The sequence below is a fragment of the Spiroplasma endosymbiont of Dasysyrphus albostriatus genome, from assembly GCF_964019495.1.
Taxonomy (GTDB): Bacteria; Bacillota_I; Bacilli_A; order Mycoplasmatales; family VBWQ01; genus Spiroplasma_E.
The window spans coordinates 558320-582473 of record NZ_OZ026447.1 but is presented as its reverse complement, the minus strand read 5'-3'; the positions used below and the strand labels follow the sequence as shown (position 1 = coordinate 582473).

40 protein-coding genes and 1 tRNA gene are annotated in these 24154 nt (G+C 24.5%); 4 read left to right on the top strand and 37 right to left on the bottom strand.

Going from position 1 to position 24154, the window contains the following annotated elements; all coding sequences use genetic code 4:
* Entirely contained in the window at positions 1-123 is a 123-nt protein-coding gene (locus tag AACL11_RS03675; protein WP_338973392.1) for a hypothetical protein, read from the top strand.
* A gap of 16 nt (positions 124-139) precedes the next feature.
* Positions 140-346 (top strand): hypothetical protein, encoded by a 207-nt coding sequence (locus AACL11_RS03670; protein WP_338986885.1) that lies wholly within the window; start codon positions 140-142, stop codon positions 344-346.
* A gap of 35 nt (positions 347-381) precedes the next feature.
* Here the strand turns inward: AACL11_RS03670 and AACL11_RS03665 are convergent, their stop codons facing one another.
* Complete coding sequence (locus AACL11_RS03665; RefSeq protein ID WP_338988194.1) at positions 382-579, bottom strand: hypothetical protein; 198 nt, start codon at positions 577-579, stop codon at positions 382-384.
* A 145-nt stretch (positions 580-724) separates the two neighbouring features.
* On the opposite strand from AACL11_RS03665, the gene AACL11_RS03660 reads away from it, so the two are divergent.
* Positions 725-1963, top strand: coding sequence for an IS256 family transposase (locus AACL11_RS03660; RefSeq protein WP_338986680.1), 1239 nt, complete (start codon positions 725-727; stop codon positions 1961-1963).
* On the opposite strand, the gene AACL11_RS03655 is transcribed toward AACL11_RS03660, so the two are convergent.
* The 17 genes from AACL11_RS03655 to AACL11_RS03575 all read right to left on the bottom strand — a co-directional run bounded on the left by AACL11_RS03655 (position 1960) and on the right by AACL11_RS03575 (position 9063).
* A complete protein-coding gene (locus tag AACL11_RS03655) occupies positions 1960-2199 on the bottom strand; it encodes a hypothetical protein (RefSeq protein ID WP_338988192.1) in 240 nt (79 codons plus the stop codon). The genes AACL11_RS03660 and AACL11_RS03655 overlap by 4 nt on opposite strands.
* 136 nt (positions 2200-2335) lie before the next feature.
* Positions 2336-3574 carry an IS256 family transposase gene (locus tag AACL11_RS03650; RefSeq protein ID WP_338986680.1) on the bottom strand — a complete coding sequence of 413 codons (1239 nt, stop codon included), beginning with the start codon at positions 3572-3574 and terminating at the stop codon, positions 2336-2338.
* An 89-nt stretch (positions 3575-3663) separates the two neighbouring features.
* Positions 3664-3960, bottom strand: coding sequence for a hypothetical protein (locus AACL11_RS03645; RefSeq protein ID WP_338988190.1), 297 nt, complete (start codon positions 3958-3960; stop codon positions 3664-3666).
* Between the two features lie 2 nt (positions 3961-3962).
* Positions 3963-4142 carry a hypothetical protein gene (locus AACL11_RS03640; RefSeq protein WP_338988189.1) on the bottom strand — a complete coding sequence of 60 codons (180 nt, stop codon included), beginning with the start codon at positions 4140-4142 and terminating at the stop codon, positions 3963-3965.
* A 121-nt stretch (positions 4143-4263) separates the two neighbouring features.
* A complete protein-coding gene (locus tag AACL11_RS03635) occupies positions 4264-4521 on the bottom strand; it encodes a hypothetical protein (protein WP_338988188.1) in 258 nt (85 codons plus the stop codon).
* A gap of 327 nt (positions 4522-4848) precedes the next feature.
* Positions 4849-5001 carry a hypothetical protein gene (locus tag AACL11_RS03630; RefSeq protein WP_338988187.1) on the bottom strand — a complete coding sequence of 51 codons (153 nt, stop codon included), beginning with the start codon at positions 4999-5001 and terminating at the stop codon, positions 4849-4851.
* Between the two features lie 3 nt (positions 5002-5004).
* On the bottom strand, positions 5005-5133 hold the full coding sequence (locus tag AACL11_RS03625; RefSeq protein WP_338988185.1) for a hypothetical protein: 129 nt from the start codon (positions 5131-5133) through the stop codon (positions 5005-5007).
* Positions 5126-5314: a hypothetical protein gene (locus tag AACL11_RS03620; protein WP_338988184.1), complete on the bottom strand. Its 189-nt coding sequence runs from the start codon at positions 5312-5314 to the stop codon at positions 5126-5128. The genes AACL11_RS03625 and AACL11_RS03620 overlap by 8 nt, the downstream gene beginning before the upstream one ends.
* A gap of 15 nt (positions 5315-5329) precedes the next feature.
* The gene (locus AACL11_RS03615; protein WP_338988181.1) at positions 5330-6196 is read right to left on the bottom strand and encodes a recombinase RecT; all 867 of its coding nucleotides are present in this window, start codon (positions 6194-6196) and stop codon (positions 5330-5332) included.
* A 110-nt stretch (positions 6197-6306) separates the two neighbouring features.
* On the bottom strand, positions 6307-6498 hold the full coding sequence (locus tag AACL11_RS03610; RefSeq protein ID WP_338988179.1) for a hypothetical protein: 192 nt from the start codon (positions 6496-6498) through the stop codon (positions 6307-6309).
* Entirely contained in the window at positions 6498-6704 is a 207-nt protein-coding gene (locus AACL11_RS03605) for a hypothetical protein (RefSeq protein WP_338988178.1), read from the bottom strand. Before AACL11_RS03605 ends, AACL11_RS03610 begins: the two co-directional genes overlap by 1 nt.
* Positions 6705-6803: 99 nt before the next feature.
* Positions 6804-6959, bottom strand: a complete 156-nt coding sequence (locus AACL11_RS03600; protein ID WP_338988176.1) for a hypothetical protein — start codon at positions 6957-6959, stop codon at positions 6804-6806.
* Complete coding sequence (locus tag AACL11_RS03595) at positions 6952-7620, bottom strand: PD-(D/E)XK nuclease family protein (RefSeq protein WP_338988174.1); 669 nt, start codon at positions 7618-7620, stop codon at positions 6952-6954. Before AACL11_RS03595 ends, AACL11_RS03600 begins: the two co-directional genes overlap by 8 nt.
* Entirely contained in the window at positions 7607-7795 is a 189-nt protein-coding gene (locus AACL11_RS03590; protein WP_338988173.1) for a hypothetical protein, read from the bottom strand. Before AACL11_RS03590 ends, AACL11_RS03595 begins: the two co-directional genes overlap by 14 nt.
* 17 nt (positions 7796-7812) lie before the next feature.
* Positions 7813-8025 (bottom strand): hypothetical protein, encoded by a 213-nt coding sequence (locus tag AACL11_RS03585; protein ID WP_338988171.1) that lies wholly within the window; start codon positions 8023-8025, stop codon positions 7813-7815.
* A 354-nt stretch (positions 8026-8379) separates the two neighbouring features.
* Positions 8380-8829, bottom strand: coding sequence for a DUF402 domain-containing protein (locus tag AACL11_RS03580; protein ID WP_338988170.1), 450 nt, complete (start codon positions 8827-8829; stop codon positions 8380-8382).
* Between the two features lie 157 nt (positions 8830-8986).
* Positions 8987-9063, bottom strand: a tRNA-His gene (locus AACL11_RS03575).
* Between the two features lie 615 nt (positions 9064-9678).
* Here AACL11_RS03575 and AACL11_RS03570 point away from each other — a divergent pair.
* Entirely contained in the window at positions 9679-10377 is a 699-nt protein-coding gene (locus tag AACL11_RS03570; RefSeq protein WP_338988168.1) for a hypothetical protein, read from the top strand.
* 173 nt (positions 10378-10550) lie between these two features.
* Here the strand turns inward: AACL11_RS03570 and AACL11_RS03565 are convergent, their stop codons facing one another.
* From AACL11_RS03565 to rplR, 19 genes are all read right to left on the bottom strand, one after another.
* Positions 10551-11399, bottom strand: a complete 849-nt coding sequence (locus AACL11_RS03565; RefSeq protein WP_338988167.1) for an energy-coupling factor transporter transmembrane component T — start codon at positions 11397-11399, stop codon at positions 10551-10553.
* Between the two features lie 13 nt (positions 11400-11412).
* On the bottom strand, positions 11413-12291 hold the full coding sequence (locus tag AACL11_RS03560; RefSeq protein WP_338988166.1) for an energy-coupling factor transporter ATPase: 879 nt from the start codon (positions 12289-12291) through the stop codon (positions 11413-11415).
* Positions 12267-13109 carry an energy-coupling factor transporter ATPase gene (locus AACL11_RS03555; protein WP_338988165.1) on the bottom strand — a complete coding sequence of 281 codons (843 nt, stop codon included), beginning with the start codon at positions 13107-13109 and terminating at the stop codon, positions 12267-12269. Before AACL11_RS03555 ends, AACL11_RS03560 begins: the two co-directional genes overlap by 25 nt.
* A gap of 200 nt (positions 13110-13309) precedes the next feature.
* Positions 13310-14734: a hypothetical protein gene (locus tag AACL11_RS03550; RefSeq protein WP_338988164.1), complete on the bottom strand. Its 1425-nt coding sequence runs from the start codon at positions 14732-14734 to the stop codon at positions 13310-13312.
* A gap of 187 nt (positions 14735-14921) precedes the next feature.
* A complete protein-coding gene (locus AACL11_RS03545; RefSeq protein WP_338988483.1) occupies positions 14922-15359 on the bottom strand; it encodes an ankyrin repeat domain-containing protein in 438 nt (145 codons plus the stop codon).
* 15 nt (positions 15360-15374) lie between these two features.
* Positions 15375-16544: an ankyrin repeat domain-containing protein gene (locus tag AACL11_RS03540; protein WP_338988162.1), complete on the bottom strand. Its 1170-nt coding sequence runs from the start codon at positions 16542-16544 to the stop codon at positions 15375-15377.
* A gap of 275 nt (positions 16545-16819) precedes the next feature.
* Positions 16820-17050: a hypothetical protein gene (locus tag AACL11_RS03535; RefSeq protein WP_338988161.1), complete on the bottom strand. Its 231-nt coding sequence runs from the start codon at positions 17048-17050 to the stop codon at positions 16820-16822.
* A gap of 109 nt (positions 17051-17159) precedes the next feature.
* Positions 17160-17525 carry a 50S ribosomal protein L17 gene (gene rplQ / locus AACL11_RS03530; protein ID WP_252319218.1) on the bottom strand — a complete coding sequence of 122 codons (366 nt, stop codon included), beginning with the start codon at positions 17523-17525 and terminating at the stop codon, positions 17160-17162.
* Positions 17526-17543: 18 nt separating this feature from the next.
* On the bottom strand, positions 17544-18512 hold the full coding sequence (locus AACL11_RS03525; RefSeq protein ID WP_338988160.1) for a DNA-directed RNA polymerase subunit alpha: 969 nt from the start codon (positions 18510-18512) through the stop codon (positions 17544-17546).
* A gap of 18 nt (positions 18513-18530) precedes the next feature.
* Positions 18531-18923: a 30S ribosomal protein S11 gene (gene rpsK / locus AACL11_RS03520; RefSeq protein ID WP_252319229.1), complete on the bottom strand. Its 393-nt coding sequence runs from the start codon at positions 18921-18923 to the stop codon at positions 18531-18533.
* Positions 18924-18940: 17 nt separating this feature from the next.
* Positions 18941-19339: a 30S ribosomal protein S13 gene (gene rpsM / locus AACL11_RS03515; protein WP_174480910.1), complete on the bottom strand. Its 399-nt coding sequence runs from the start codon at positions 19337-19339 to the stop codon at positions 18941-18943.
* A 24-nt stretch (positions 19340-19363) separates the two neighbouring features.
* The gene (rpmJ, locus tag AACL11_RS03510) at positions 19364-19477 is read right to left on the bottom strand and encodes a 50S ribosomal protein L36 (RefSeq protein WP_174480911.1); all 114 of its coding nucleotides are present in this window, start codon (positions 19475-19477) and stop codon (positions 19364-19366) included.
* A 21-nt stretch (positions 19478-19498) separates the two neighbouring features.
* Positions 19499-19819: a translation initiation factor IF-1 gene (gene infA, locus AACL11_RS10525; protein WP_348774424.1), complete on the bottom strand. Its 321-nt coding sequence runs from the start codon at positions 19817-19819 to the stop codon at positions 19499-19501.
* On the bottom strand, positions 19819-20601 hold the full coding sequence (map, locus tag AACL11_RS03500; RefSeq protein WP_338988159.1) for a type I methionyl aminopeptidase: 783 nt from the start codon (positions 20599-20601) through the stop codon (positions 19819-19821). The genes infA and map overlap by 1 nt, the downstream gene beginning before the upstream one ends.
* Complete coding sequence (locus tag AACL11_RS03495) at positions 20594-21259, bottom strand: adenylate kinase (protein WP_252319233.1); 666 nt, start codon at positions 21257-21259, stop codon at positions 20594-20596. Before AACL11_RS03495 ends, map begins: the two co-directional genes overlap by 8 nt.
* Before the next feature lie 9 nt (positions 21260-21268).
* Positions 21269-22627, bottom strand: a complete 1359-nt coding sequence (gene secY, locus AACL11_RS03490) for a preprotein translocase subunit SecY (protein ID WP_338988158.1) — start codon at positions 22625-22627, stop codon at positions 21269-21271.
* A complete protein-coding gene (gene rplO, locus AACL11_RS03485; RefSeq protein ID WP_338988157.1) occupies positions 22628-23071 on the bottom strand; it encodes a 50S ribosomal protein L15 in 444 nt (147 codons plus the stop codon).
* 9 nt (positions 23072-23080) lie between these two features.
* Positions 23081-23785: a 30S ribosomal protein S5 gene (gene rpsE / locus AACL11_RS03480; protein WP_338988156.1), complete on the bottom strand. Its 705-nt coding sequence runs from the start codon at positions 23783-23785 to the stop codon at positions 23081-23083.
* Positions 23786-23803: 18 nt separating this feature from the next.
* A complete protein-coding gene (gene rplR, locus AACL11_RS03475) occupies positions 23804-24154 on the bottom strand; it encodes a 50S ribosomal protein L18 (RefSeq protein ID WP_338988155.1) in 351 nt (116 codons plus the stop codon).

Below are 24154 nucleotides of genomic sequence, written 5' to 3'. Positions count from 1 at the left end.
ATGTTTTTTAAAATTATAAAAATTATTTTAGGTTTAATTGGAGTTTTATTATCTTCTGCAACAGCAGGTTTAATTATATTTATTATAGTAAAAATTGTATTAAAAATTAATCAAATATTTTAGAAAGGTGGTGATTAATATGGATACTACAACAATTATTATAGTTGCTAATTTATGTATTAATGGAGGTTATGTTTTAATTAAATTAGGAAAAGCATTCGTTGCTTTTGGTAAATCTTTAACAGACCCTAATAAAAAACAACTTAAAAAACAAAATAAAATTAATAAATTACAAAGTAAATTAAATTCTATTAATAAACAACAAGAAGTAAAAAGTATTTATTAATTAAAAAAATGCCTATTAAAGGCATTTTTACTTATTTATAAACTCATATGATTATAATCTCAATTTAATGAAGCATTATCATGATTTAATGGTACTTCGCTCATATTATCACTACCATAATATTGACTTGCAGTTTCACTATTAATAGTAAATCTATTGTCATTAATTAATCTTGTAGTTTCATCATTAAATGATGTTTCTTGCATTTCTTCATTATGATGTGTAGTTTCCATAGGTAATAAATTATGGATAATTTCACTTGCACCAGCAACAATTGTAGGTACGGTAATGTTTAGTAATCTGTGTAACTTACAAAAATAACTATGTTTAATTAGTTCTAGTAAATATAATTAATTTTCTAGAAAGAGTGAGTTACAGATGGCTAAAAAGCAAAATATTAATAACAATGATCCAATATCACAAGCAGTAGATTTATTATTAGAAAATACTGAAGATTTAACAACAGTTTTTAAAGAGGGAGGATTATATAAAGAATTAACAAAAAGATTAGTAGAAAAAATGTTGAATTCTGAGATGCAAAATTATTTAGGATATGATAAGAATCAACATAGTAATAGTGACAATGCTCGTAATGGTATAAGTTCAAAAAAATTAATAACCCAACAAGGTAAAATTGAAATTGATGTACCAAGAGATCGTAATAGTAATTTTAATCCTGTAATAGTTGCAAAAAGACAAAGAAGATTTGATGGTTTTGATCAACAAGTTCTTTCTTTATATGCAAAAGGTATGACATTATCAGATATTAGAATGCAATTACAAGAGTTATATCATGGTGCTGATATTAGTGAAAGTGTTATTAGTCAAATTACTGATGATGTTATTGATGACGTCAAAGCATGGCAAAATCGACCATTAGATAGTGTTTATCCGATTGTTTATTTTGATTGTATAGTAGTTAAAGTACGACAAGATAAACGGATTATTAATAAATCAGTTTATATAGCTTTAGGAGTTGATTTAGAAGGTAAAAAAGATGTTTTAGGTTTATGAATTAGTGAAAATGAAGGTTCTAAATTTTGATTAGCCAATTTCACAGAAATGAAAAATCGTGGCTTAAATGATATTCTGATTGCTTGTAGTGATAATTTAACAGGCATGTCAGAAGCAATACAATCAGTTTATCCTAAAACCGAACATCAATTATGCATCGTTCATCAAATTAGAAATAGTTTGAAATATGTCTCATATAAGCATAGAAAATCTCTAGTTGCAGATTTAAAACCAATTTATACTGCATGTAGTGAAGAACAAGCAATGCAAGCTTTAGAATCATTTGAAAATAAATGAACTAAACAATATCCACAAATTGCTAAATCTTGATATAAAAATTGAGATAATTTAATGGTTTTTATTAGTTATCCTGCAGAAATAAAAAGGGTAATTTATACCACAAATGCTATTGAATCTGTTAATAGTCAATTACGAAAAGTCATCAGAAATAAAAAAGTTTTTCCTAACGATATGTCAGTTTTTAAAATATTTTATTTAGCAATTGACAATATAACAAAAAAATGAACAATGCCCATTCAAAATTGAAATACAGCAATTGCTCATTTTATGATAAAATTTGAAGACAGAATTAATCTGAATTAGTAACTTTGTAAAACAAAGAAACACAGATTATTAAAAAGCCTCGTAGGTACTGCATAAGCATTATTAAAATCATTATTAATACCCATTGCTACACCACTTGATATTAAACATCCACCAGTAGCCATATTACAAATCTTTCTTATTGCTTCAAATTTATTAGGTATTAATTCAGTTAATCCACTAATAAGATTTGATATACCATAAGCATTTAAACTAAAATATGTATCTCAATCCATTAAATTATTAGGGTTATTATTTACTACAAATAATAAATCTGGTGGAAAAGGGTCAACAGTAGTAGTTGTTATTGGACTTTCTGTTGGATTTGGAGAGGCTTTTTAATAATCTGTGTTTCTTTGTTTTACAAAGTTACTAATTCAGATTAATTCTGTCTTCAAATTTTATCATAAAATGAGCAATTGCTGTATTTCAATTTTGAATGGGCATTGTTCATTTTTTTGTTATATTGTCAATTGCTAAATAAAATATTTTAAAAACTGACATATCGTTAGGAAAAACTTTTTTATTTCTGATGACTTTTCGTAATTGACTATTAACAGATTCAATAGCATTTGTGGTATAAATTACCCTTTTTATTTCTGCAGGATAACTAATAAAAACCATTAAATTATCTCAATTTTTATATCAAGATTTAGCAATTTGTGGATATTGTTTAGTTCATTTATTTTCAAATGATTCTAAAGCTTGCATTGCTTGTTCTTCACTACATGCAGTATAAATTGGTTTTAAATCTGCAACTAGAGATTTTCTATGCTTATATGAGACATATTTCAAACTATTTCTAATTTGATGAACGATGCATAATTGATGTTCGGTTTTAGGATAAACTGATTGTATTGCTTCTGACATGCCTGTTAAATTATCACTACAAGCAATCAGAATATCATTTAAGCCACGATTTTTCATTTCTGTGAAATTGGCTAATCAAAATTTAGAACCTTCATTTTCACTAATTCATAAACCTAAAACATCTTTTTTACCTTCTAAATCAACTCCTAAAGCTATATAAACTGATTTATTAATAATCCGTTTATCTTGTCGTACTTTAACTACTATACAATCAAAATAAACAATCGGATAAACACTATCTAATGGTCGATTTTGCCATGCTTTGACGTCATCAATAACATCATCAGTAATTTGACTAATAACACTTTCACTAATATCAGCACCATGATATAACTCTTGTAATTGCATTCTAATATCTGATAATGTCATACCTTTTGCATATAAAGAAAGAACTTGTTGATCAAAACCATCAAATCTTCTTTGTCTTTTTGCAACTATTACAGGATTAAAATTACTATTACGATCTCTTGGTACATCAATTTCAATTTTACCTTGTTGGGTTATTAATTTTTTTGAACTTATACCATTACGAGCATTGTCACTATTACTATGTTGATTCTTATCATATCCTAAATAATTTTGCATCTCAGAATTCAACATTTTTTCTACTAATCTTTTTGTTAATTCTTTATATAATCCTCCCTCTTTAAAAACTGTTGTTAAATCTTCAGTATTTTCTAATAATAAATCTACTGCTTGTGATATTGGATCATTGTTATTAATATTTTGCTTTTTAGCCATCTGTAACTCACTCTTTCTAGAAAATTAATTATATTTACTAGAACTAATTAAACATAGTTATTTTTGTAAGTTACACAGATTACTAAACATTACCGATTTGGATTAATATCTACATTAGTAAATTTAGCATAATTAACTAAACTAATTGTTCCTAAACCAAGTAAGATTTTTTTACTACTATTAATTAATTTAGTTTTAGTATTTGGTCTTTGATTTAAATTTCAAATATCTAAACCTAATTTTTTACCAAATAATAAACTATTAATTGAACCTAATAGTGAATTGTTCATTACTTGACCATAATAAGCACTTGTACCAATCATTGCACAAATTGGACTTATTCCAGTTCTAATTAATTTAGTTAAAGTATAATTATTTGTTTCCATGTTTATTCTCCTTTTATTTCTAATAATTTTTCTAAAACATAATTAGTTTTATCAAAATCTCTAATAAGTCATTTTTTTGTTTCTGAATGATTATTAGTACAAATAATTAATCTTTCTATCATATTAATTAATTCTTTTTTATCTGATTTATCAAAAATTACTTTTAAAATTTCATCTAACATAATTTATTCTCCTTTATTTGTTTTTATCAGTTCTCTTATAACATCTAATAAGGAATCTACTACATAAGAATTTAATTCAAATTCATAATTTCTAATTTTAATTTTTTCCTTTTTCATTTATTTATTCTCCTTTTATAAATTTAAATTGCATATTTCCAATAGTATCTCTATTATTACCACAAATAATTAAATATCCAGTTTGATTATTTTCTAATATTCATGAATAAAAAATATCTTGTGGATATAATTTTGGATATAAATTTAATGCTAATAAATAACATAAAGCATCTTCTTTATTTTTTAATAAACTTACTGTTGGACATTTTATTTCTTTTGGACTTTTATCATTATAAAATCATTCAGTTCTAATATTTCTCATTATTTCACATCCTTTTATGAACTCATCAGCACCGTAGTAAACGGTGGACTATAGAATTATAATGTTATCCAAATTTTAATAATTCTATAGTTTCGTTCTGTATAGATATAAAATTATAATTAGGACTTACATTGACATATTAAATAAAATAAAAAAAGGAACGAGGAAAGGATATATGTCAAATGCCTAAATATTAATTATTATTTATTCTTCTTTAATCTTTTATTATTGCTATTGCTCCCAAAATAAGAGCAACTAAGCAAAATAATAATATTATTGCTACTGGTGTAGTTGCTATGACTATTAATAATATTCCTCATCATGACATTATTTACTTTCCTCTTTTCATGTCATTTCAAATTCAATTTTAAATTTACCAAATAAAATAAATGTTAATAAATTATAAGGAATAGTGATTAAAGAAAATAATAAAAATAATGGTAAAATTAATATTCTTAATAAGATATAAAATAATTTCATTATTTATTCTTCCTTTTCTATAAATTCAACTACTTTATAATAAGCAGTAAGTTTACCTGCTTCTTTTAATGAATCACATAAACAAATACTAATTTGTTTATTTAATCAAATAATTAATTTTTCTTTATTCATTATCAAATTCACCATTTTCTATTTTTTCAATTCAATTTTCTAGTTCAAAAAGTTTAATAGTAAAATCTCTTATTCAATCATTATTATTTGATAATTTAATTTTTTGATTTAAACTATTACATCGTTTGTTCATTTCTGTAAGTAATTTTTCTTTATTAATACAATTTTCATGATTATTCATTATTTTAACTCCTTATTAAACTTCAAAATTTTCTATTATTTCTTCTTCTTTTTCTAATTCTTTTAATTTAGATAAAGTAGAATTTATATCAGTATTATCAATTTCATTATTTGAATTAATAATTTTAACTTCAACATTATTACTATTATTTGGATTATCAATATATATATTTTCATTTTCAGTAATGATTGCTTGGTCATTTTCATAAGCAGTTTGCATATCAACTGACATAATTCCTCATTTTCTTAATAATTGAGTTAATACAGTTTTTAATGCCATTGCTTCAAAACTACTAACAATAAATTTTTTATTTTTTTTATAAGTTTCAGAATAAGTATTAAAATGTTCTTCTATTTGTTCTTTTGACATATATAAATATTTTTCATAACCATTTTTTAATTTAAAATAAGCAACATAACCAATAGTTTTTTCTTTTAATCTTTCTAATTCATTTTGAATTCAATTAAATTTCATACCTTTTAATCTATCAATTTTTTTAATTTCACCAAATTTAACATCACTTACATTAATTTCTTTATATTGTTGTGAACGTAATGCTAATTGAATATAACCTTTATATCCCATTTGAAATTGTGCTTCTTTAATTTGTTTTCAATTTCTTTGTTCATCTTTATATTTACGATTAAAAGGTACAACTCAACAATAACCAAAGTTTTTTTCTAAAGGTAATTGTAATAATGTTGCTTGATAACATGCTTCTAAAGTTGTTTTATTTGCTGGTAATCCTAATTGATTTTTAATTGCTAAAACATTACTTTTAAATCTTTGTATTTCTTTATTATCAATATTACCTTGATTTTTTTCATTAAATCATTGTTCAATAGTTAATGAATTTTTATTATTAGTTAAATCATTACTCATTATTTTCTTCTCCTTTTTTATTTAATAATTCTAAAATTTCATCTAATTTTTTATTAATTTTGCCTATATGTTTTAATAAAATTAAAATTGATTTATCCATAATTTATCTCCTATCATTTTTTAATTTTTTTAAATCTATTATCTAAATGTACTTCAATATTTTTACTAGGATTAACTATTAAATGACTATTAATCTCAATTCAATTATTTAAATTACTATCTAATTTTTTAGGTAAATTATCAAATTCAATTGAATTACAAGAATAAATAGTTTTTTCTTTAATTGATTTTTCATTAATCATTATTTGCATCCTTTACATATATCTTCTTGTTCTCAATTTTTTTTATTATTTTCAAAATCACTAATTAATTCTTTAAAAAATTCTAAATTAAACATATCAATTAATGTTTTTTTAATTGTTAAAGTGTAATCACCCATAATTTGAAAATGTCCAATTTCAAACTTAAATTTATTTTTATATTTTTTAATAAATTCATCAATTGTCATTATTTACTCTCCTTATTAGTTATTTCATCAACTATTCTTTCTAAACATTTCATACATCAATATTTACTTAATCAAATTCTTTTATTACATCTTTTACATTTATTCATACTTATTTATCCTTGTTTTTAGTAAACTTAATTCATATTTAATTTGTTTTCTAATTTCAAATTCAATTACTTCATCATGTGCATATTCTAATAATTCATTTAAATATTTAATATTTTCTTTAATTTGCTCTATGTTTTCTTTATTCATTTTCATTTTTATTTTCTCCTTTAAAATAATTTATTTTTGCTTCTAATCATTCATTTATTAATTCATTTGTTATTTCAATTTGAATTTCTTGTTGATTATTTTTATTAGTTAAATAAACATAAGTTTTATTAGATATGTCAATGCCCAACTTTAACTTTCTAATCAGTAAATAATAAGCAGTTAATTGTAATTTAATTCTTTTTAATTTATCTTCATCAATACAAGCATAAGTTTTATAATCTACTAAATAATATTTATTTTCTTTTTTATCTAAATAAACTAAATCTGGTGTTCCAGCAATTAAACTATCATTAATAGGTTTTTCTATAATAAATTCATAATTATTTTTATCTTTAAATTTTTCTTTTAAAAACATAAGTGATTTTTTACAATAAGAATAATTTATTGAATTTGTTATTGGTTTTAATTTTTTTAATAAATTATTAATAATATTTTCTTGATTAATATTTTGTAAATATAATTCATTAAGTTTATGAACTCATTTACCACGAACTGAAGCATTTTTTAATACTTCTGGTGCTATATGACTATATCCAAAACCTAAATAATTATCAATAATTCTAGAAACTGATATTAATTCTTTATCTTCTAAAAAATATTGATGTGTTTCTTTTTTAAAAATTAATTTACTCATATTCATTTAAACAAAATCCTTTGATACGATTATCAAGTTTAAAAATAATATTATCAATTTTAATAAGATTAGTTCTTTTAATAACTTCTGCTACTAATTCTGTAGTTACAATATCAAATCCAAAATATTTATTTATTATTCCTTTATTAATTGATTCTTGATTAACTTTAAATATTTTCATTATATTTTTTCCTTTCATTAATTAAGTTTTTTATTTATCATGTCTGATTCTTCTTTTGAAATATAAACTTCCAATACTAATATTTCATAATGTGTAATAAAAGCATTTTCTAATAAATGATGTTTATAATTTCTATGAAAATTATTAGCATCTATAAAAGTACAAAAAACTTTATATTTTGTTTCAAATGTATAATTAACTTTGTATTTTACTAAATAAATGTATGACATATTTATTTTTCTCCTTTTAATTTTTATTGTGTTATGATATTGTTAATGCGGTATGTATTTATATATAAAACCCCCTATTTTTTCAAATAATAAAAATGTAATTATTAATATAGATTAATGGGGTATTTACTGAGCCATAATAAGGCTATTCAAATTAATCTATAATTACATTAAGCGATACAGTGTAACATTTTAACTTGCTTAACATTAAATGCTCTTTTATTCTGATATAGAAGTATTTACATTTCGTACTCACTATTAGACTTCTACGACAGTTTTATGAAGTTTTAATCTTTTAACAAAAAAAGAACGATAGTTATATCGTTCTTTGTTATCCATTTATTAATCTAAGGGTTAAAGTGATGCGCCCTTTGGGAACCTCCCTAATATATTTTGTAAAGGTATTGGATACTTTCATATTCGACGATTAGTTTTAAATTCTTTCAAGTCTAACAGTTTATAAGAACGATTAGGAAATAGTTTAACATCTAAATCATAATCAATGTATTTAACTGTTTGCGAATCTAAAATAAAAGGACTGGCAATATTACAATAATAATGAACACCATCATTACGAATCATACAAATAATATTGTATCAATTATTTTTAAAAAATAACCAAATTGCTGGATCAACGGTTATTCATTTACGACCATTAATTTCAGTAATTGTTACATTCTCATTTACTAAAACTAAATATTTTTCAGTATCTTCTAAAACAATTGAATTATTTCAACTACGATATAAATCGCCATTATGCTTATATGCATGAATTGAAAGTATTTGCCCTTCTTTAAGGTACATATACATTTAAACCTCAACTTTCTGCAAATCATAAAACATAATAATTATACCATTATTTATTTAGTAAATAAAAAGCGAAAAATAAATTTATAATAATATTTATTTAAAAAAGAAAAAACTCCAAAAAGGAGTAGTAAAAAAACATAATTTTATTAAATGGGGCGACTGACGGGATTCGAACCCGCGAATGTCAGTTCCACAAACTGATGCGCTAGACCGCTACGCCACAGTCGCCATATTAGTTTCTATAAGTAAAACCGTTAAATATTATACAATAAATTTATGATTTTTTAATATTTTTTTTCATAAAACTACAAAAATAATCATCTAATTTTCGTATATAACAATAACAATAATAAAAAACAATGTTACTATTAACAATTAGAACACAATTTTAAATTAATAATTATGGTTAATTATTAATTTAAATACTCTTAAAATAAAGTTTTATTATGCCCTTAATAAAAAGCATAAAAATGTAATAGATAATATCTTATTAAATCAATTTATTAATCAAATTTTATTAACAATACTAACTTACAAGTAATTTAGATACTAATACTTATGATTAAAAATTTAGCAATATACTCATTCCTTTCTCAATTAATTTTAATTAAGAGCACCAAAAACAAAACAAAATAATAGTTTTAAAGATTGAAAAAACATTTAAAATTGGTATAATTTATACAATTTTAATTTATATATCTTATTAATCTTATTTTTAAAACTTTGAAAAAGTTATAATATACATTTTTATGTATCAAAAAATATTATTTTTAATAAATAGCAAAAAATATATAATAAAAGTTTAAATAAAATTAACTTTAATTATATTTAGGGGAAAAAGATATGAATAATAGTTTAAGTATAGTTACTAATACTACTTCTTCATTTCAAACCAATGAAGAAATATTTAATAAACAATCTAAAAAAAGAAAATGACAAGAATATGAACAAAGACCTGAAGTAAAAGAAAAAAAGAAAGAATATAGACAAAGACCTGAAGTAAAAGCAAAAAAGAAAAAATATGATCAAATGTGATACCAAAAAAATAAACAAAGAAAGAAAAAATATGATCAAAAACCCGAAGTAAAAGTAAAAAAGAAAAAATATGATCAAATGTGATACCAAAAAAATAAACAAAGAAAGAAAAAATATGATCAAAAACCCGAAGTAAAAGCAAAAAAGAAAAAATATTATCAAAGATCCGAAATAAAAGTAAGAAAGAAAAAATATAACCAAAAAAGACATCAACTTATTAAAGAAAAAGAAAGAGAATTGCAATATGATCATGTTTCTAGTTCAAAACAAATTTTTGATTTAAGTAATTTTAATAGTAATGATATGTATGATGAACAAGTTATAAAAAATGCATTAAATAATTTAGAATTAGATCAATTAAATTTATTAGATAAAGCTATTGAACAATTGTTAGTTAGTGAAAAAATAGCAAAACAAAATGTTGAATGAAATAACAGTATTGTAGTTACAAGTAACTTAGATAGTGATATTTATGATTATAATTTAGCAACCGGACTTACTCCTTAATTAATTTTAATTATTAATATGTTTTAAATTTAAATTAAGAATTTTTAATTAAAAAAAATAATAGGGAGTATAAGAAAAAAATGATAAATATTATGACACTTGTTGCAAAATTTTTATTTTAACTAAATATTAATAAATATTTAAAATTAGTAAACCTAATTCATATACGTTTATTATTGTGAATAATAATCATCAATAAATGGAATTCTTCAAAATATTTCTGGATGATAAGTATAAGATATAAGAAATGCTAACAATCCTACACCAATAATAAAGAAAAATATATCTTTAAAATCAATATGGTATTGACGAAAACGTGTTCTTTTACCTTGTGGATCATAACCCCTTGAATCCATAGCGTATGCTAAATCTTCTGCTTTTTGAAATGAAGAAACTAATAAGGGAATAATTAATGATACTAACGATTTAACTTTTTCTTTAAAATGACCATTTTTTAAATCTACACCACGTGATGCTTGTGCTTTTAAAATTCTGCCCGCTTCATCTAATAATGTAGGAATTGAACGAAGAGCAATAGAAATAATCATTGAAATAATATGTACTGGAAATTTAATTAATTTTAGTGGTAACATTAAATCTTCTAATGCTAATGTTAAATCTAATGGTTGAGTTGTGGTTGTTAAAATTGTTGTAATTAAAATCATTAAATAAATTCTAAGAGCAATATAAATACTAACAAATATAGCTTTATACGATACTTTAATACCATGCCAACGTCAAATCATTCCTAAATTAGGGGCATCAGTTAAAAAACAGTTAATTATAAATAAAATAAATGCCATAAATAAAATCGGGCGCATTAATTTTAATAACATCATAAAAGGTAATTTTGCACAAAAGAAAATTGTTATGACAGTAAAACCAATAAGAGCGTAACTTTCAAAACGAGTATGAAAAAAAAGTGAAGCAATTAAACAAATTAAAACTAGTAATTTAATTCTTGGATCTACACGATGAATGATTGAATTTAAAGGTAAATAACGACCAAAACTAACTTTCATTATTTATTACTCCTTACTTTTTATTGCTATTTTTTTTGGATAATATTTTTGACAACTGGTCAATTAATTCTGAATCACTTCTAGCAGTAATTTTTGATGTATCAAATCCTGCTGCTTCTAATTTATATAAAAAACTATAAATTTTTGGTGGCTCAATTCCGGTTTCGGTAATTAATTTTTTATCTCTAAAAATAGTAATTGGATCTGCTTTTTTATAAATCTGTGTATTATGTAATACAATAACTTCATCAGCAACCATTAGTACATGATTCATATTATGAGTTACTAAAATAATAGTTTTATTTTCTTTATGATTTAAATCATAAAATAAATTAATTAATTCTTTTTCACCATCGGGATCAAGTCCTGCTGTTGGTTCATCTAAAATTAAAGTATGACCTTGTAATGCCAAAATACCAGCAATAGCAACTCTTCGTTTTTGACCACCAGACAAATCAAATGGACTTCTTGATAAGTATGTTTCGTCTAATCCAACCAAATTAATATATTTTTTTGCTAACTCTCGTGCTTTATCTTTTTTCTCACCAAAATTAACTGGTCCAAACATAATATCTCGTTCAATAGTTTCTTCAAATAACTGATATTCGGGAAATTGAAAAACTAAGCCAATTTGTTTACGTATTTTTTTAATATCACGAATTTTTTTTTGATTAGCCTTAATAATAAAATCATTAATAAAAACTGAACCTGCCATTGGAACTAATAAACCATTAATATGTTGAATCATAGTTGATTTACCACTACCAGTTTCACCAATAATAGCAACTATTTTTTGTTCAACAATTTCAATAGTAATATCTTTTAATGCTTGATATTGATAAGGGGTTTTTGGAGAATAAGTATAACTTACTTCTTTGAATTTAATTGACATAAGCTAGAAATCAGCTCCTCTTCACTTAATGTTTCATTAATATTAATTCCCTTATTTTTTAAACCTAACGATACTTTTAAAACAAAAGGAATATCTAAATGAATACTTTGTAAAAACTCTCATTCTTTTAATATTTCAGATGGAGTTCCATAACGAACTAATTTACCTTTATTCATAACAATAATTTTATCGGCATTAATAATTTCATCCATATCATGAGTAATAGAAATAATAGTTTTATTGCGTTGTTCTTGTAATTTTAACATAATTTCTTTAACTTCTCGTTTACCTTTTGGATCAAGCATACTAGTTGCCTCATCAAAAATAATAATATCAGGTTCTAAAGCTAAAACTGAAGCAATAGCTACACGTTGTTTTTGACCACCAGATAATCATAGTGGTTCATGATCTAAATATTTTTCCATACCCACTGCCCTAGAAACTCTGTCAATAATTGCTGGCATATCACTGGGTTCAACTAAATGATTTTCGAAGCCAAAAGCAATATCATCACGAACAGTTGAACCTATAAATTGGTTATCAGGATTTTGAAAAACAATACCTAAGTGACGACGTAATTGTTTAATGTTTTTATTAGTAATTGTTTCACCAAATAATTGAATTGTACCTTTTTGTTTGTGTAAAACACCAATAATAATTTTTGAAAGTGTTGACTTACCACTACCATTATGACCAATTATAGTAATATATTCACCATGATTAATATCAAAACTAACATTATCAACAGCGTTATTGTATTCTGGTTTATAACGAAATTCAACATTTTTTAAACTTAATGAAATTTTAGATTTACTCATATTACTTCTAACTCTATTTTAAATATTATGCTAGTAAAATTATAACAGTAATTTTATATATATCAATTTATAATTTATAAAAATTATAAAAAAAGAAAAAAATGAACAATATCTGTTCAAAATTGAAGTAAAATTATTGTTCATTTTCTAATAAAATTTAGTTTATAAATTAAAGTTATATAAATTTCTATTCTATGAAATTAATGTAAAGAAACATCCAGATTTTTAGAATTTTCTTTTAATAAAGAATCATTTTTTGTTACTTCTTCTGTTGATTTCAATAATTTGTCACTTCAACTTTTAGATGAACTGGGTACTGCTGATGAAGTTGAAGGTTGCGGATCATTATTTGAAACATTATTTTTTGATAATTTTTCTAGTTCTTTTTTAATATCTTTTAATTCTCGTTTTTTTTCTTCTATTTTTCTTGTTGTTTTGCCATGATTATTATAACAACCACAGCTCATAAGTAATCAAAATTTATTTCAAAAATCTTTTAATTTTTCGGCTTCTAATTTCCTAATTTCCGCTTCTAAAGATTTTTCTTTTCTTTGATAATATCCTAATGTAATTTTTTGTTTACTACCTCTATAAAGTTTAGTAAATGGTTTATATATACGTTTAAACCATGGTTTTGCATTTTGCTGAACAGAAGTAGCGTTTTCTTCTGGTGAAATTACTATTGATTCTTCTAATGAATTATTTTTTATTTGTTTTAAGACATCTTTTTTTGTTGTAATTTCTTTGGTAATTTCTATAGAAGATTTTTCAAGCCTACATATTGTCAAAAGTAAACTTAAAATTTTTGAATTAATATTTGCATCATCTATAACCACTATATTTAGTTTATGCTGTAATTCATATATTTCACAAATTTTCTTGTTTTTTTTGATCTCCAATTCTGCTATTTTAACTTCATTTTCTGTTTTTTTATTTGAATATAATTTATGATTTGCTTTTATTAATTGTTCTTTATTTTCTAAAATAATTTGTTTATGTTTAAATTCTTCAAATTCTAATAATGTTATTTCTTTCTCTTTTCTTTTTAAACTATCAGATAAATTAGCAATTTTTAATCTTACTTCTAATATTTCTTTTTCTTTTTCTTTAATCAAAATATTCACATTACTATCATCATCAACTATCGTTTCTTTTAATTTACCTATTTCTTCTTCCATTTCTTTCTCATTTTTTTTGAATTTTTCTAATTGATTTATTATTTCTTGTTCATTTTCTTTTAATTTTGTTATATTTTCTTGTATTTGTTGTTGTTGCTTTTCTTCTACTTCAATTTTATTTTCAATTTCTTTTCTTAAATTTTCTAATTTTATTAAATCTTTTTCTTTAAACTTTACCTCTTTTTCTTCATATTTAATATTTTTTTCTTTTTTTTCCTTTAATTTATTTTTAATTTCATTTAAGGCTATCTTAAGTTTTTTAATTTCTTTACTTAAATCTTTTTTTTCATCATTAATATTTAACTTTAGTTTTTCTCATTTTTTTATTTCTTTTTTTTCATTTTTAATTTGCTTATCATTTTCTTCGATTTCTTTTTCAAAGGCTTTAATTACTTTTTTTATTTCTGAACTTTCTTTTTTACGTTTTTCTTGTTCAGTAACTGGCATCAAAATCTTCCTTTCAAAATAAAAAAATCGATTATTTTTTTAAAAAAAATAATGGATTGAAAACTATATTTAGTTTTTCATATATATTATATATAAACTTTATTAAATATATATTATACTTGCTAGATAACACTTTTAAATTTTTATAAAATATTTAAGATTTATTAAAAAAGTTTATTTTTAAACACTAAAATCTTGTTGTATAAGAAACAGTATCAGTAACTAAACTATCTGAAAAATTATTATTAGACTCTCAAATTATACTGTCTACATCACTTGTATCATCATCATTACTTAATAAGGAAACAGTATCAACCTCATCATAATAACCATTAGTATCAGATATATTATTATCAATAATAACTTCAACAAAACGTTCAAATTTAATATTTTTACTTAACAGACAATTTTCTATTAAATTTATTATTTTAATTTTATCTTTTCTATTACTTTTTTTCACAATTAAATCGTATGCAGTTAATCCGCTTTTATCTTTTATTGTTAAGTCAATATTAGGTATTTGTAACAGTTCTTCTATTACTTCAAACCTAGAATAAAGAACTGCTTGATGCAAGGGAGTATATCCTAAATTATTTTGCATATTTACTTCACCACCTGCGTTTAATACTAATTTTAATAATTAAACATTAGATCTTAGTACACAATCATGAATTGGACTATCTCCTTCAGTATCCTTAGAATTAATTTGATCATAAGATAAAATAGAAAGCAATGTTTTTGCAATTTCTTTATAATTTTCAACTAAAATTTTAGTTCTACTGTCCTTTATACCCATATCATTATTTGATATAAATCTAAAATAACATAATGGATTAACTCAAGGCATTCCCTCTTTAGGTAGACCTGTTGTATCAACACTAGCACCTACAATCGCACATTGTAAAGGAGTACCAATTTTTTCTGCTACATAATTTATTAATGATTGATCATTTAATTTTTGTATTAATAATTTTACAATATCTACATTTCCGAAAAGTATTGCTATATGGAATATATTTCATCCTTTAACTGAATTAATATTTGAGTTAGGATCTAATGATTTTCATATTTCATTATTAGTAAACAATAAATTAACATTAGAATTATTAATTAAAAATTCAATAACTTCATTATCAAATTCACCATATTTGATAAAACGTTTGGCAGCATATTCGAAAGCACATTCAATAGGTGTTTTTCCTTTTTTATTTTTATTATTAATTAATTCTTTATTAATTGATAATAAATATTTTAAAATATCAATTTGACCATTATTTGCAGCAATATGAAAAAGATTACTCTCATTATCAATTATTTCTTCTAAACTAATAATATTAGTTAATAATTTTATACCTTTGATATTTCCTTCTTCAATTAATTTTTTTGCTAATGCAAAACTTAATTTACTTTTAAATAAAATTGAATTATTAACTTTAAATAAATTTACTAATTGTTCCTTTTCATCATTCATAATAAGAAAATTAGCACATTTATAACTAATATTAATATCATATTTATTTACTATTATATTTTCTAATTCTTCTAAAAACAATTCTATCTTTTTTAATTCTGCAGAATCTTTTAAACTATCTCCATCTTTTTCATATTCATAGTTAATTAATCTTTCTTTTATTATTTCAAGATTATCTTGTAATTTTAATTTTATCTCTTCTATAATTTTAAAATTTTCTAGTTCTTTAAAAGATTTATCAATAAGTTGATAAGTATTAATTTTTTCTTGAAATAATCTTTTTACATTTTTAATAAATATCTCTATATCTAAATTATTAATATTTTCTATAGATATCATCTTTCATTTTCTCCTTTTTATTCAAATCAAAAGTAAAATTTAATAAACATAAAAGAAACTAATATAGATAAAATATCCATATTAGTACTAAACATTTATTAAATTATGAATTAATAATATCATAAAGGTTTTCTAACTTTATATAATTTTAAAAAATATATAAAAAACTAAATTTTACTATATAAAAAATAAAACCAAAAAAATCAAAATTACTATGTCATAAAAATAGAATTTACTATTAATAGCAATTTCTATTTTTATTCTTTTAAAGAATACTATTTTTGATTAACAAAGGCCTGATCTAATTTTCAAAACATACCTAATTTAACAAAAAGTGATTGTTTATCAAAATTTTTATCAGCATTTGAATTTAAAATAAATTCTTTAATATCTTTATAAGCATGTGATTTAATTAAGTTATTTTGAAATCCAAATTCTCTTTCAACTCAAAGCGCACTAATATTTACTGTAACTATAATAAAAATACCATAAAAAATATTTATCAATAATTGTATTAAAAAATACAATTTTATTTAAAATTGTCAACATATAAAAAAGAGAAAACATAAAAATGCTTTACTCTTTCCAAAAATTTTCTTGCTTTAATATTTTTAATTAAACAAAAGTAATTAGTACCATTGGTGCATTATCACCAGTTCTATTATCTACTTTAATTAACTTTGTATATCCACCTTTACGGTCTTTATATCTTTCAGCAATATTGCCAAATAATGTTGGAATAACACCATCCTTTGGATGCTCTTTAGTTGTAATTTTACGCAATTTAGCAATTGCCATTCTTCTTGAATGCAAATCACCACGTTTAGCTAACGTTACTAAAGGTTCAATAAATGTTTGTAATCTTTTTGCTCTTTTTTCTAACAAAACTAATTTTCCATGAACAATTAATTCACTTGCTAAATTACGGATTTCAGCATCTACTTTAGCACTATTTCTTCCGATATCGTTAATATATGACATTTTTTCTTATCCTCCTTCTTAGTTTTTAATAGAAAACTCTAAATTATGTTTTGATACACAATCTTCAATTTCTTTAATTGATTTTGAACCTAAATGTTTAATTTGTTTAATTTCATCTAAACTTTTAGTTACAATATCACCCAAAGTTTTATAACCATCACGTTTTAAACAATTGTATGAACGAACAGTTAAATTCAACTCTTCTAAGGCTTTGTTTAAATCATTATTTTCTTGCTCATTAGTAATTGAAATAACTTCAAAGTTTTTAACATTATCATCTAAATTAACAAAAAACTCAATATGACTCATTAAAATTTTAGCTGCCATTGCAATAGCTGATGCTGCTTTAACTGAACCATTAGTTTGTACACCAAGAATTAATTTTTCATATTCAATACCCTTTAATGTTTTAGTTACAGGTTCAATTTTATAATCAACTTTTTCAACAGGTGAAAAGTTTGAATCAATAGCAATAATGCCTGAACTATTAGCAATTTCTTTTTTATTTTCCTCAAATGAAGAATAACCACGAGATTTCTTTACCATTAATTCCATTTCAAAAAGAACATTTCTTGAAGTTGTTCGAGCAATAATTAATTCTGGATTAACTACTCTAACATCAGTTGGACAAATAATATCTCCGGCAGTAATATCTTGTTTACCAGTAATACTAATTTTTAAATTAGCAATTTTTTCGTCCTTTTGAATATCACCATCAAAAGCTAAAACTAAGTCCTTAACATTTAAAATTATTTCAGAAACATTTTCAATTACACCTTTAACTGCAGTAAATTCATGAGATACACCACTTATTCTAATTGCATATACAGAAATACCTGGTACTGAAGATAACAATGTTCTTCTTAAGGCATTAGCTAAAGTTGTTCCATAACCACGTTCTAATTGACTCACAATAAATTCACTGTAATTAATAGCACTATTTTCACTGTTTAAACTAAATTTTGGTTTTAAAAATTGTTGTTCCATGTTTTATTTTCACCTACTTTATTTTCTTGGTTTTTTTGGTGGACGACAACCATTATGAGGGATTGGTGTCACATCATTTAAATCTTTGATTTCAAAACCTACTGCTTGTAAACTACGAATTGATGGTTCTCTTCCTGGTCCTGTTCCATTAACAAAAACACTTAAAATTTTAACTCCGTGTTCCATAGCAGTTTTACCTGCAGCTTCAGCTGCTAACTGTGCTGAGTGAGGAGTTGATTTACGAGTTCCTTTGAAACCTACTGCTCCAGCACTTGATCAAGCAATAACATTACCATTAAGATCAGTAATAGTAACAATAGTATTATTAAAACTTGCTTTAATAAATGCTTTTGCTTTAATAAAATTAGGATTAACTTTAATTTTTTTCTTTACTGTTGTTTTTATATTCATTATTTTTTTCCTCCTAATTAACTTGCTTTTTTCTTGTTAGCAACCGTTTTACGTGGTCCCTTGCAAGTTCTTGCATTAGTTTTTGTTGATTGTCCTCTGGCTGGTAATCCTTTACGATGACGAATACCACGATAACATCCAATTTCCATTAATCTCTTAATGTTTAAAGACACTTCACGTCTTAATTCACCTTCAGTTTTATATTTCTTTTCAATTAATTGACTAATTGAACTTAATTCTTTTTCTGTTAATTCATTAATTTTTTTAGTTTCTTCAATTTTTAGTTCTTTTAATATTTCTGAAGATTTGCTGCGACCAATGCCATAAATTCTTGTTAAACCAATTACTGTATGTTGATTTCCAGGAATATTTACTTGCGCAATTCTTCGACTTGCATTGTTAGTATTTGATGTCATATTTATTTTTCCTCCTTAATATTTCTATCCTTGACGTTGCTTATGTTTAGGATTTTCACAAATGATTACATTACGTTTTTTACGTTTGATTGGTTGACATTTGTCACAAATTTTTTTAACTGATGCTTGTACTTTCATCATTTTCCTCCTGTTAAACTATTAGTTTTCTTTGTTTTCATCATCTTTATTTATCGGTAAATGTGTAGTAGCCATTCTGTTACGAAAAGTAATTCGTCCTTCAGTTAAATTATAAGTTGATAATTCAACTTTTACATGATCACCTTTGATAATTTTAATTTTATGTGTTTGCATACGACCCGATGGTCTTACAATAGGAGTAAAGTCATATTCATTCAACTTTACTTTAAATCTCGCATTAGGTAAGACTTCTATTACTATACCTTCACATTCAATAGTACTATCATTAGTTTTTTTTACTTTTTGAACTTTGGGTTTAACTACTTGTTTTGGTTTAGCCATTAATTACATTCCTCATTATTTTTTTGATTTTCATTAAGTATTGTTAGTACTTCACATCCATCATTAGTTACTAGGATAGTGTGTTCAAAGTGAGCAGTTTGCTGTTTATCAGCAGCAACTACTGTTCACTTATCACTTAAAACCAGAATTTTATCAGTTGTTGTTTGAACCATTGGTTCAATACAAATTGTCATTCCTGACTGCAATTTTATTCCAGTGTTGGGCTTACCAACATTAGGAATAGCTGGGTCTTCGTGGAGTTTTTTACCAATACCATGCCCAGTATACGATGTTGGTAAATAAAAGCCTTCGCTTTCTACATAAGTTTGAATGGCGTTACTAATATCACCAATTCTAACTCCTGGTGCAATAATTGCTATTGCTTTATTTAATGATTCTTTAGTCACATTAATAAGTTTTGCTTGTTCTGGTGTTGGTGGGAAACCAACACACATTGTAAAGGCAGCATCTGCATGATAACCATTAACAGCAGCACCAGCATCAATTTTCACAATATCATTCATTTTAAAAGGTTTATCATTAGGAATGCCATGAATTAATTGTTCATTAACTGAAACACAAATTGTGGCAGGAAACCCATGATAATTTAAAAAAGAAGGTACAGCATTATTTTCTTTAATAATTTGTGCTGCCACTTTATCAAGCATTTTACCAGTTATTCCAACTTTTATTATTTTTGCTAACTCTTTATGAATAAGTGCTACAACTTGACTAGCGGCTTTGATATTTTGAATTTCACTTTGACTTTTAATGCTAACCATTATTTTTATTTCCTTTTAATGATGATAAATATGATTTAATTTGTTCTTTAATATCACTATTATCTTGGTTGGCATCCACTGTTCTTAACAGTCCACGTTCTTGATAAGAATCTACCAATGGTGCCGTTGCTACTTTGTAAGTTTTTAAACGATTGATAATTGTCTTTTCATCACTATCATCAATTCGCTTAATTAATTTTACCCCATCATTATCACAAATACCAGTAATCTTTGGTGGTAGGAAATTAAGATTATAAATTGCTTTACATTGAGGACAAGTAACTCTTGAAGACAAACGTTTAATAACTGTTTCTTCATTAATATCTAGATACAATACCATTGAAAGCGTTTCATTCAAACTTGTTAATACTTTATCTAATGATGCTACTTGTGAGATTGTTCTTGGATAACCATCAAGAATAAAATTATGTTTAATATTTTTTAAAGTATTACTAATAATCTCATTTGTAATCTCATCAGGAACATATTGACCCTTATTAACATAAGTTTGAGCTTTTTTACCTACTGGTGATTGTTTTGTGATTTCATCACGAAACAAATCACCAGTTGATAAATGCATTAAATTATATTGTTCTTTCAGAAACTGTGACTGTGTCCCTTTTCCTGATCCTGGTGGACCTAAAATAATTAAATTCATCGTTACCCCCTAAGACCATAAGTGTTCTTTAACATCTTTGTTGTCCTTATAATTTAAGAATGAATGTTGAGTAATTCGTCCCTTAATTTGTTTTGTTGTATCTAATGCTACTCCAACCATAATTATTAATCCAGTTCCACCAACTGCTAATGAAGAAGGTAGATTAGTAAATTTAGAAATCAAAAATGGAGTTACTGCAACAGCAGTTAAGAAAAAGGAACCAATCGTACTTAAACGATTTAACATTCTTTTAATATAAATTTCTGTTTCCTTTCCTGTCTGAACGCCAGGAATATAAGTTCCTGATTTTTGAAAATTCTTAGCCATTTGTTCGGGATTAATTTGCACTTGTGCATATAAGAAAGTAAACATAATTGTCATTATAGCAAAAATACTAATTCCCGACCACGACTGTAAAGATAAATAATTTCTAGCAAAATTAGCAAAACCACTATTTTGATCAACAATTTGTGCCACTGTCATTGGAGCAGTAATTAGTGCCGAAGAAAAAATAACAGGAATTACTCCGGCTGAGTTAACTTTTAAAGGTAAATAAGAACTTTTATCACCCTTTAAAGTTAAACCACTACCAGTTTGTTGAATTGGTAAGTGTCGCTCTGATTCACTAAAGAATACAACAACAAGAATAATCAGTAGGAAGGCTGCAAAATAAAGAGCAAATTTTAAAGCCCCTTGAAAAATAACACCGTTATTAGTATCTGGTCCTACTCAATACTTAAAAGTTGAAGCTAAGTTAAATGGTAAATTAGCAGCAATTCCAACAAAAATAATTAGTGAAATTCCATTACCAATACCACGATTAGTAATCTGATCAGCCATTCATAATGATAACATTGTCCCTGCTAGCAAAATAGCTGGAATCAATACATAATAGAAAACTTCTGGTCCAGCTGCTCCCGATCCCGAACTTCAATCCACACTAATAATATGTTGAGATTGTAAACCAAAGATTGTGGCAAAACCTTGCATAATAGCAAACGGGACAGTTAATACTCGATTCATTAACTCTAATTTTTTCTTACCTTTTTCGCCTGATTTAGCCCATCTTGTTAAAGTAGGAACAACATCAGTTGATAATAACTGCACAATAATTGATGCAGTAATGTAAGGTGAGACTCCAAGTGCAAAAACAGAAAATCTGCTAATAGCACCACCACCTAACATTGAAATTAAATTAAAGAATTCAATACCACTACTATTACTGCTACTTAAATCTTCATTCAAAGTTACTCCTGGAACTGTAATAAATGCTCCAACACGAAAGATAAATAAAATAAAAATGGTAAATAAAATTCTAATTATAACTTCTTTATACTTTTTTATTAATTCACGGGTTGTTGTGAACACTTAGATCACCTGCGCTTTTCCTCCGGCTTGTTCAATAGCAGTAATTGCTGATTTTGAAAATTTATGAGCTTTAATTGTTTTTGGTGTTGTTAATTTACCTTTACCAAGAACTTTAATACTATCTTTTTTACTTCTAATCAATTTTAATTGAAATAAAAGTTCAGGTGTTATTTCATGCTCTTTAATTAAATCAATTTGTTCTAAGTTAATAATACTATAATTGGTTGTAGTAAAGTTAGTAAACCCTCGTTTTGAAATACGACGGTACAGTGGTGTTTGTCCTCCTTCAAATCCGGGTCTTGTTCCACCACCGGTACGGGCATTTTGTCCTTTTGTCCCTTTACCAGCCGTTTTACCTTTTCCAGATGAAGTTCCTCTACCTAAACGTTTAATGTCTTTACGAGAACCTGGTGTTGGTTTTAAGTTATGTAATGTTGTTTCCATAATCCACCTCTAACCATTACTACGCTTAGTAGTAAGATTTTTATTTTTTATAAAATATTCTGCTGGTTTAACATTGCCAAGACCTGCAATTGTTGCTCTAGCTAAATTAATTTTATTTCTAGATCTAAATGCTTTTGAATAAATATTATGAATACCAGCTAATTCTAAAATATCACGAGCAGATCCACCAGCTTTAATTCCGATTCCTTCTTTAGCTGGTTTTAATAAAATTTCACTTCCACAATATTTACCTTTAACTTCATGAACAATAGAATTATTGTTTTTAGTTATCGTAATTGTTGTTAAATTTTTGTGAGCAGCTTCAATTGCCTTTTTAATTGCATCAGGAACTTCATTGGCTTTAGATATACCAAAACCAACTACTCCTTTACCATTACCAATAGCAACAGCAGCAGAGAAACGCAATCTTCTTCCCCCAGTTGTTACTTTGTTAATTTTTCTGATTCAAATCACTTTTTCAATAAATTCACTTGGAGTTTTTGGTTTACGTTCAAAATTTTTACGTGGTTCACGAACTTTATTTTCTTTTTTATCGTGGCTATTTCTTGGTTGTGATGAATTAGTATGTCTAATTTTATTTTCATTACCAGCAGGATTTTTTACTTCTGCTTTAACAGAAGGTTTTGCTACTGATTTTTGAACTTCAGTATTTTCTTTATCATCAATAATTGTTTTTTTATTTTCTAAACTCATACTTTTAATTCTCCTTTTTTAGAATTCTAATCCAGCACTACGCGCCGCTTCTGCGAATGCTTTCACTTTACCATGATATAAATATCCACCACGATCAAAAACCACTTTGTTAATTTTTTTCTTAATAGCTAAATTAGCAATTGTTTCTCCAAGTTTAGTAGCAGCATCTATATTGCTTTTTGATGCTAAATCTTTAAATGTTAATGTTGATACACCAATAATTGTATTTGAAGCAGTATCGTCAATAATTTGAGCATAAAAACTATTATTAGATTTAAAGATATTTAAGCGTGGTCTTTCACTAGTACCCATAATTTTACTACGAATACGATAATGACGAACTTTACGAGCTTGTTGTTTATTAATCAT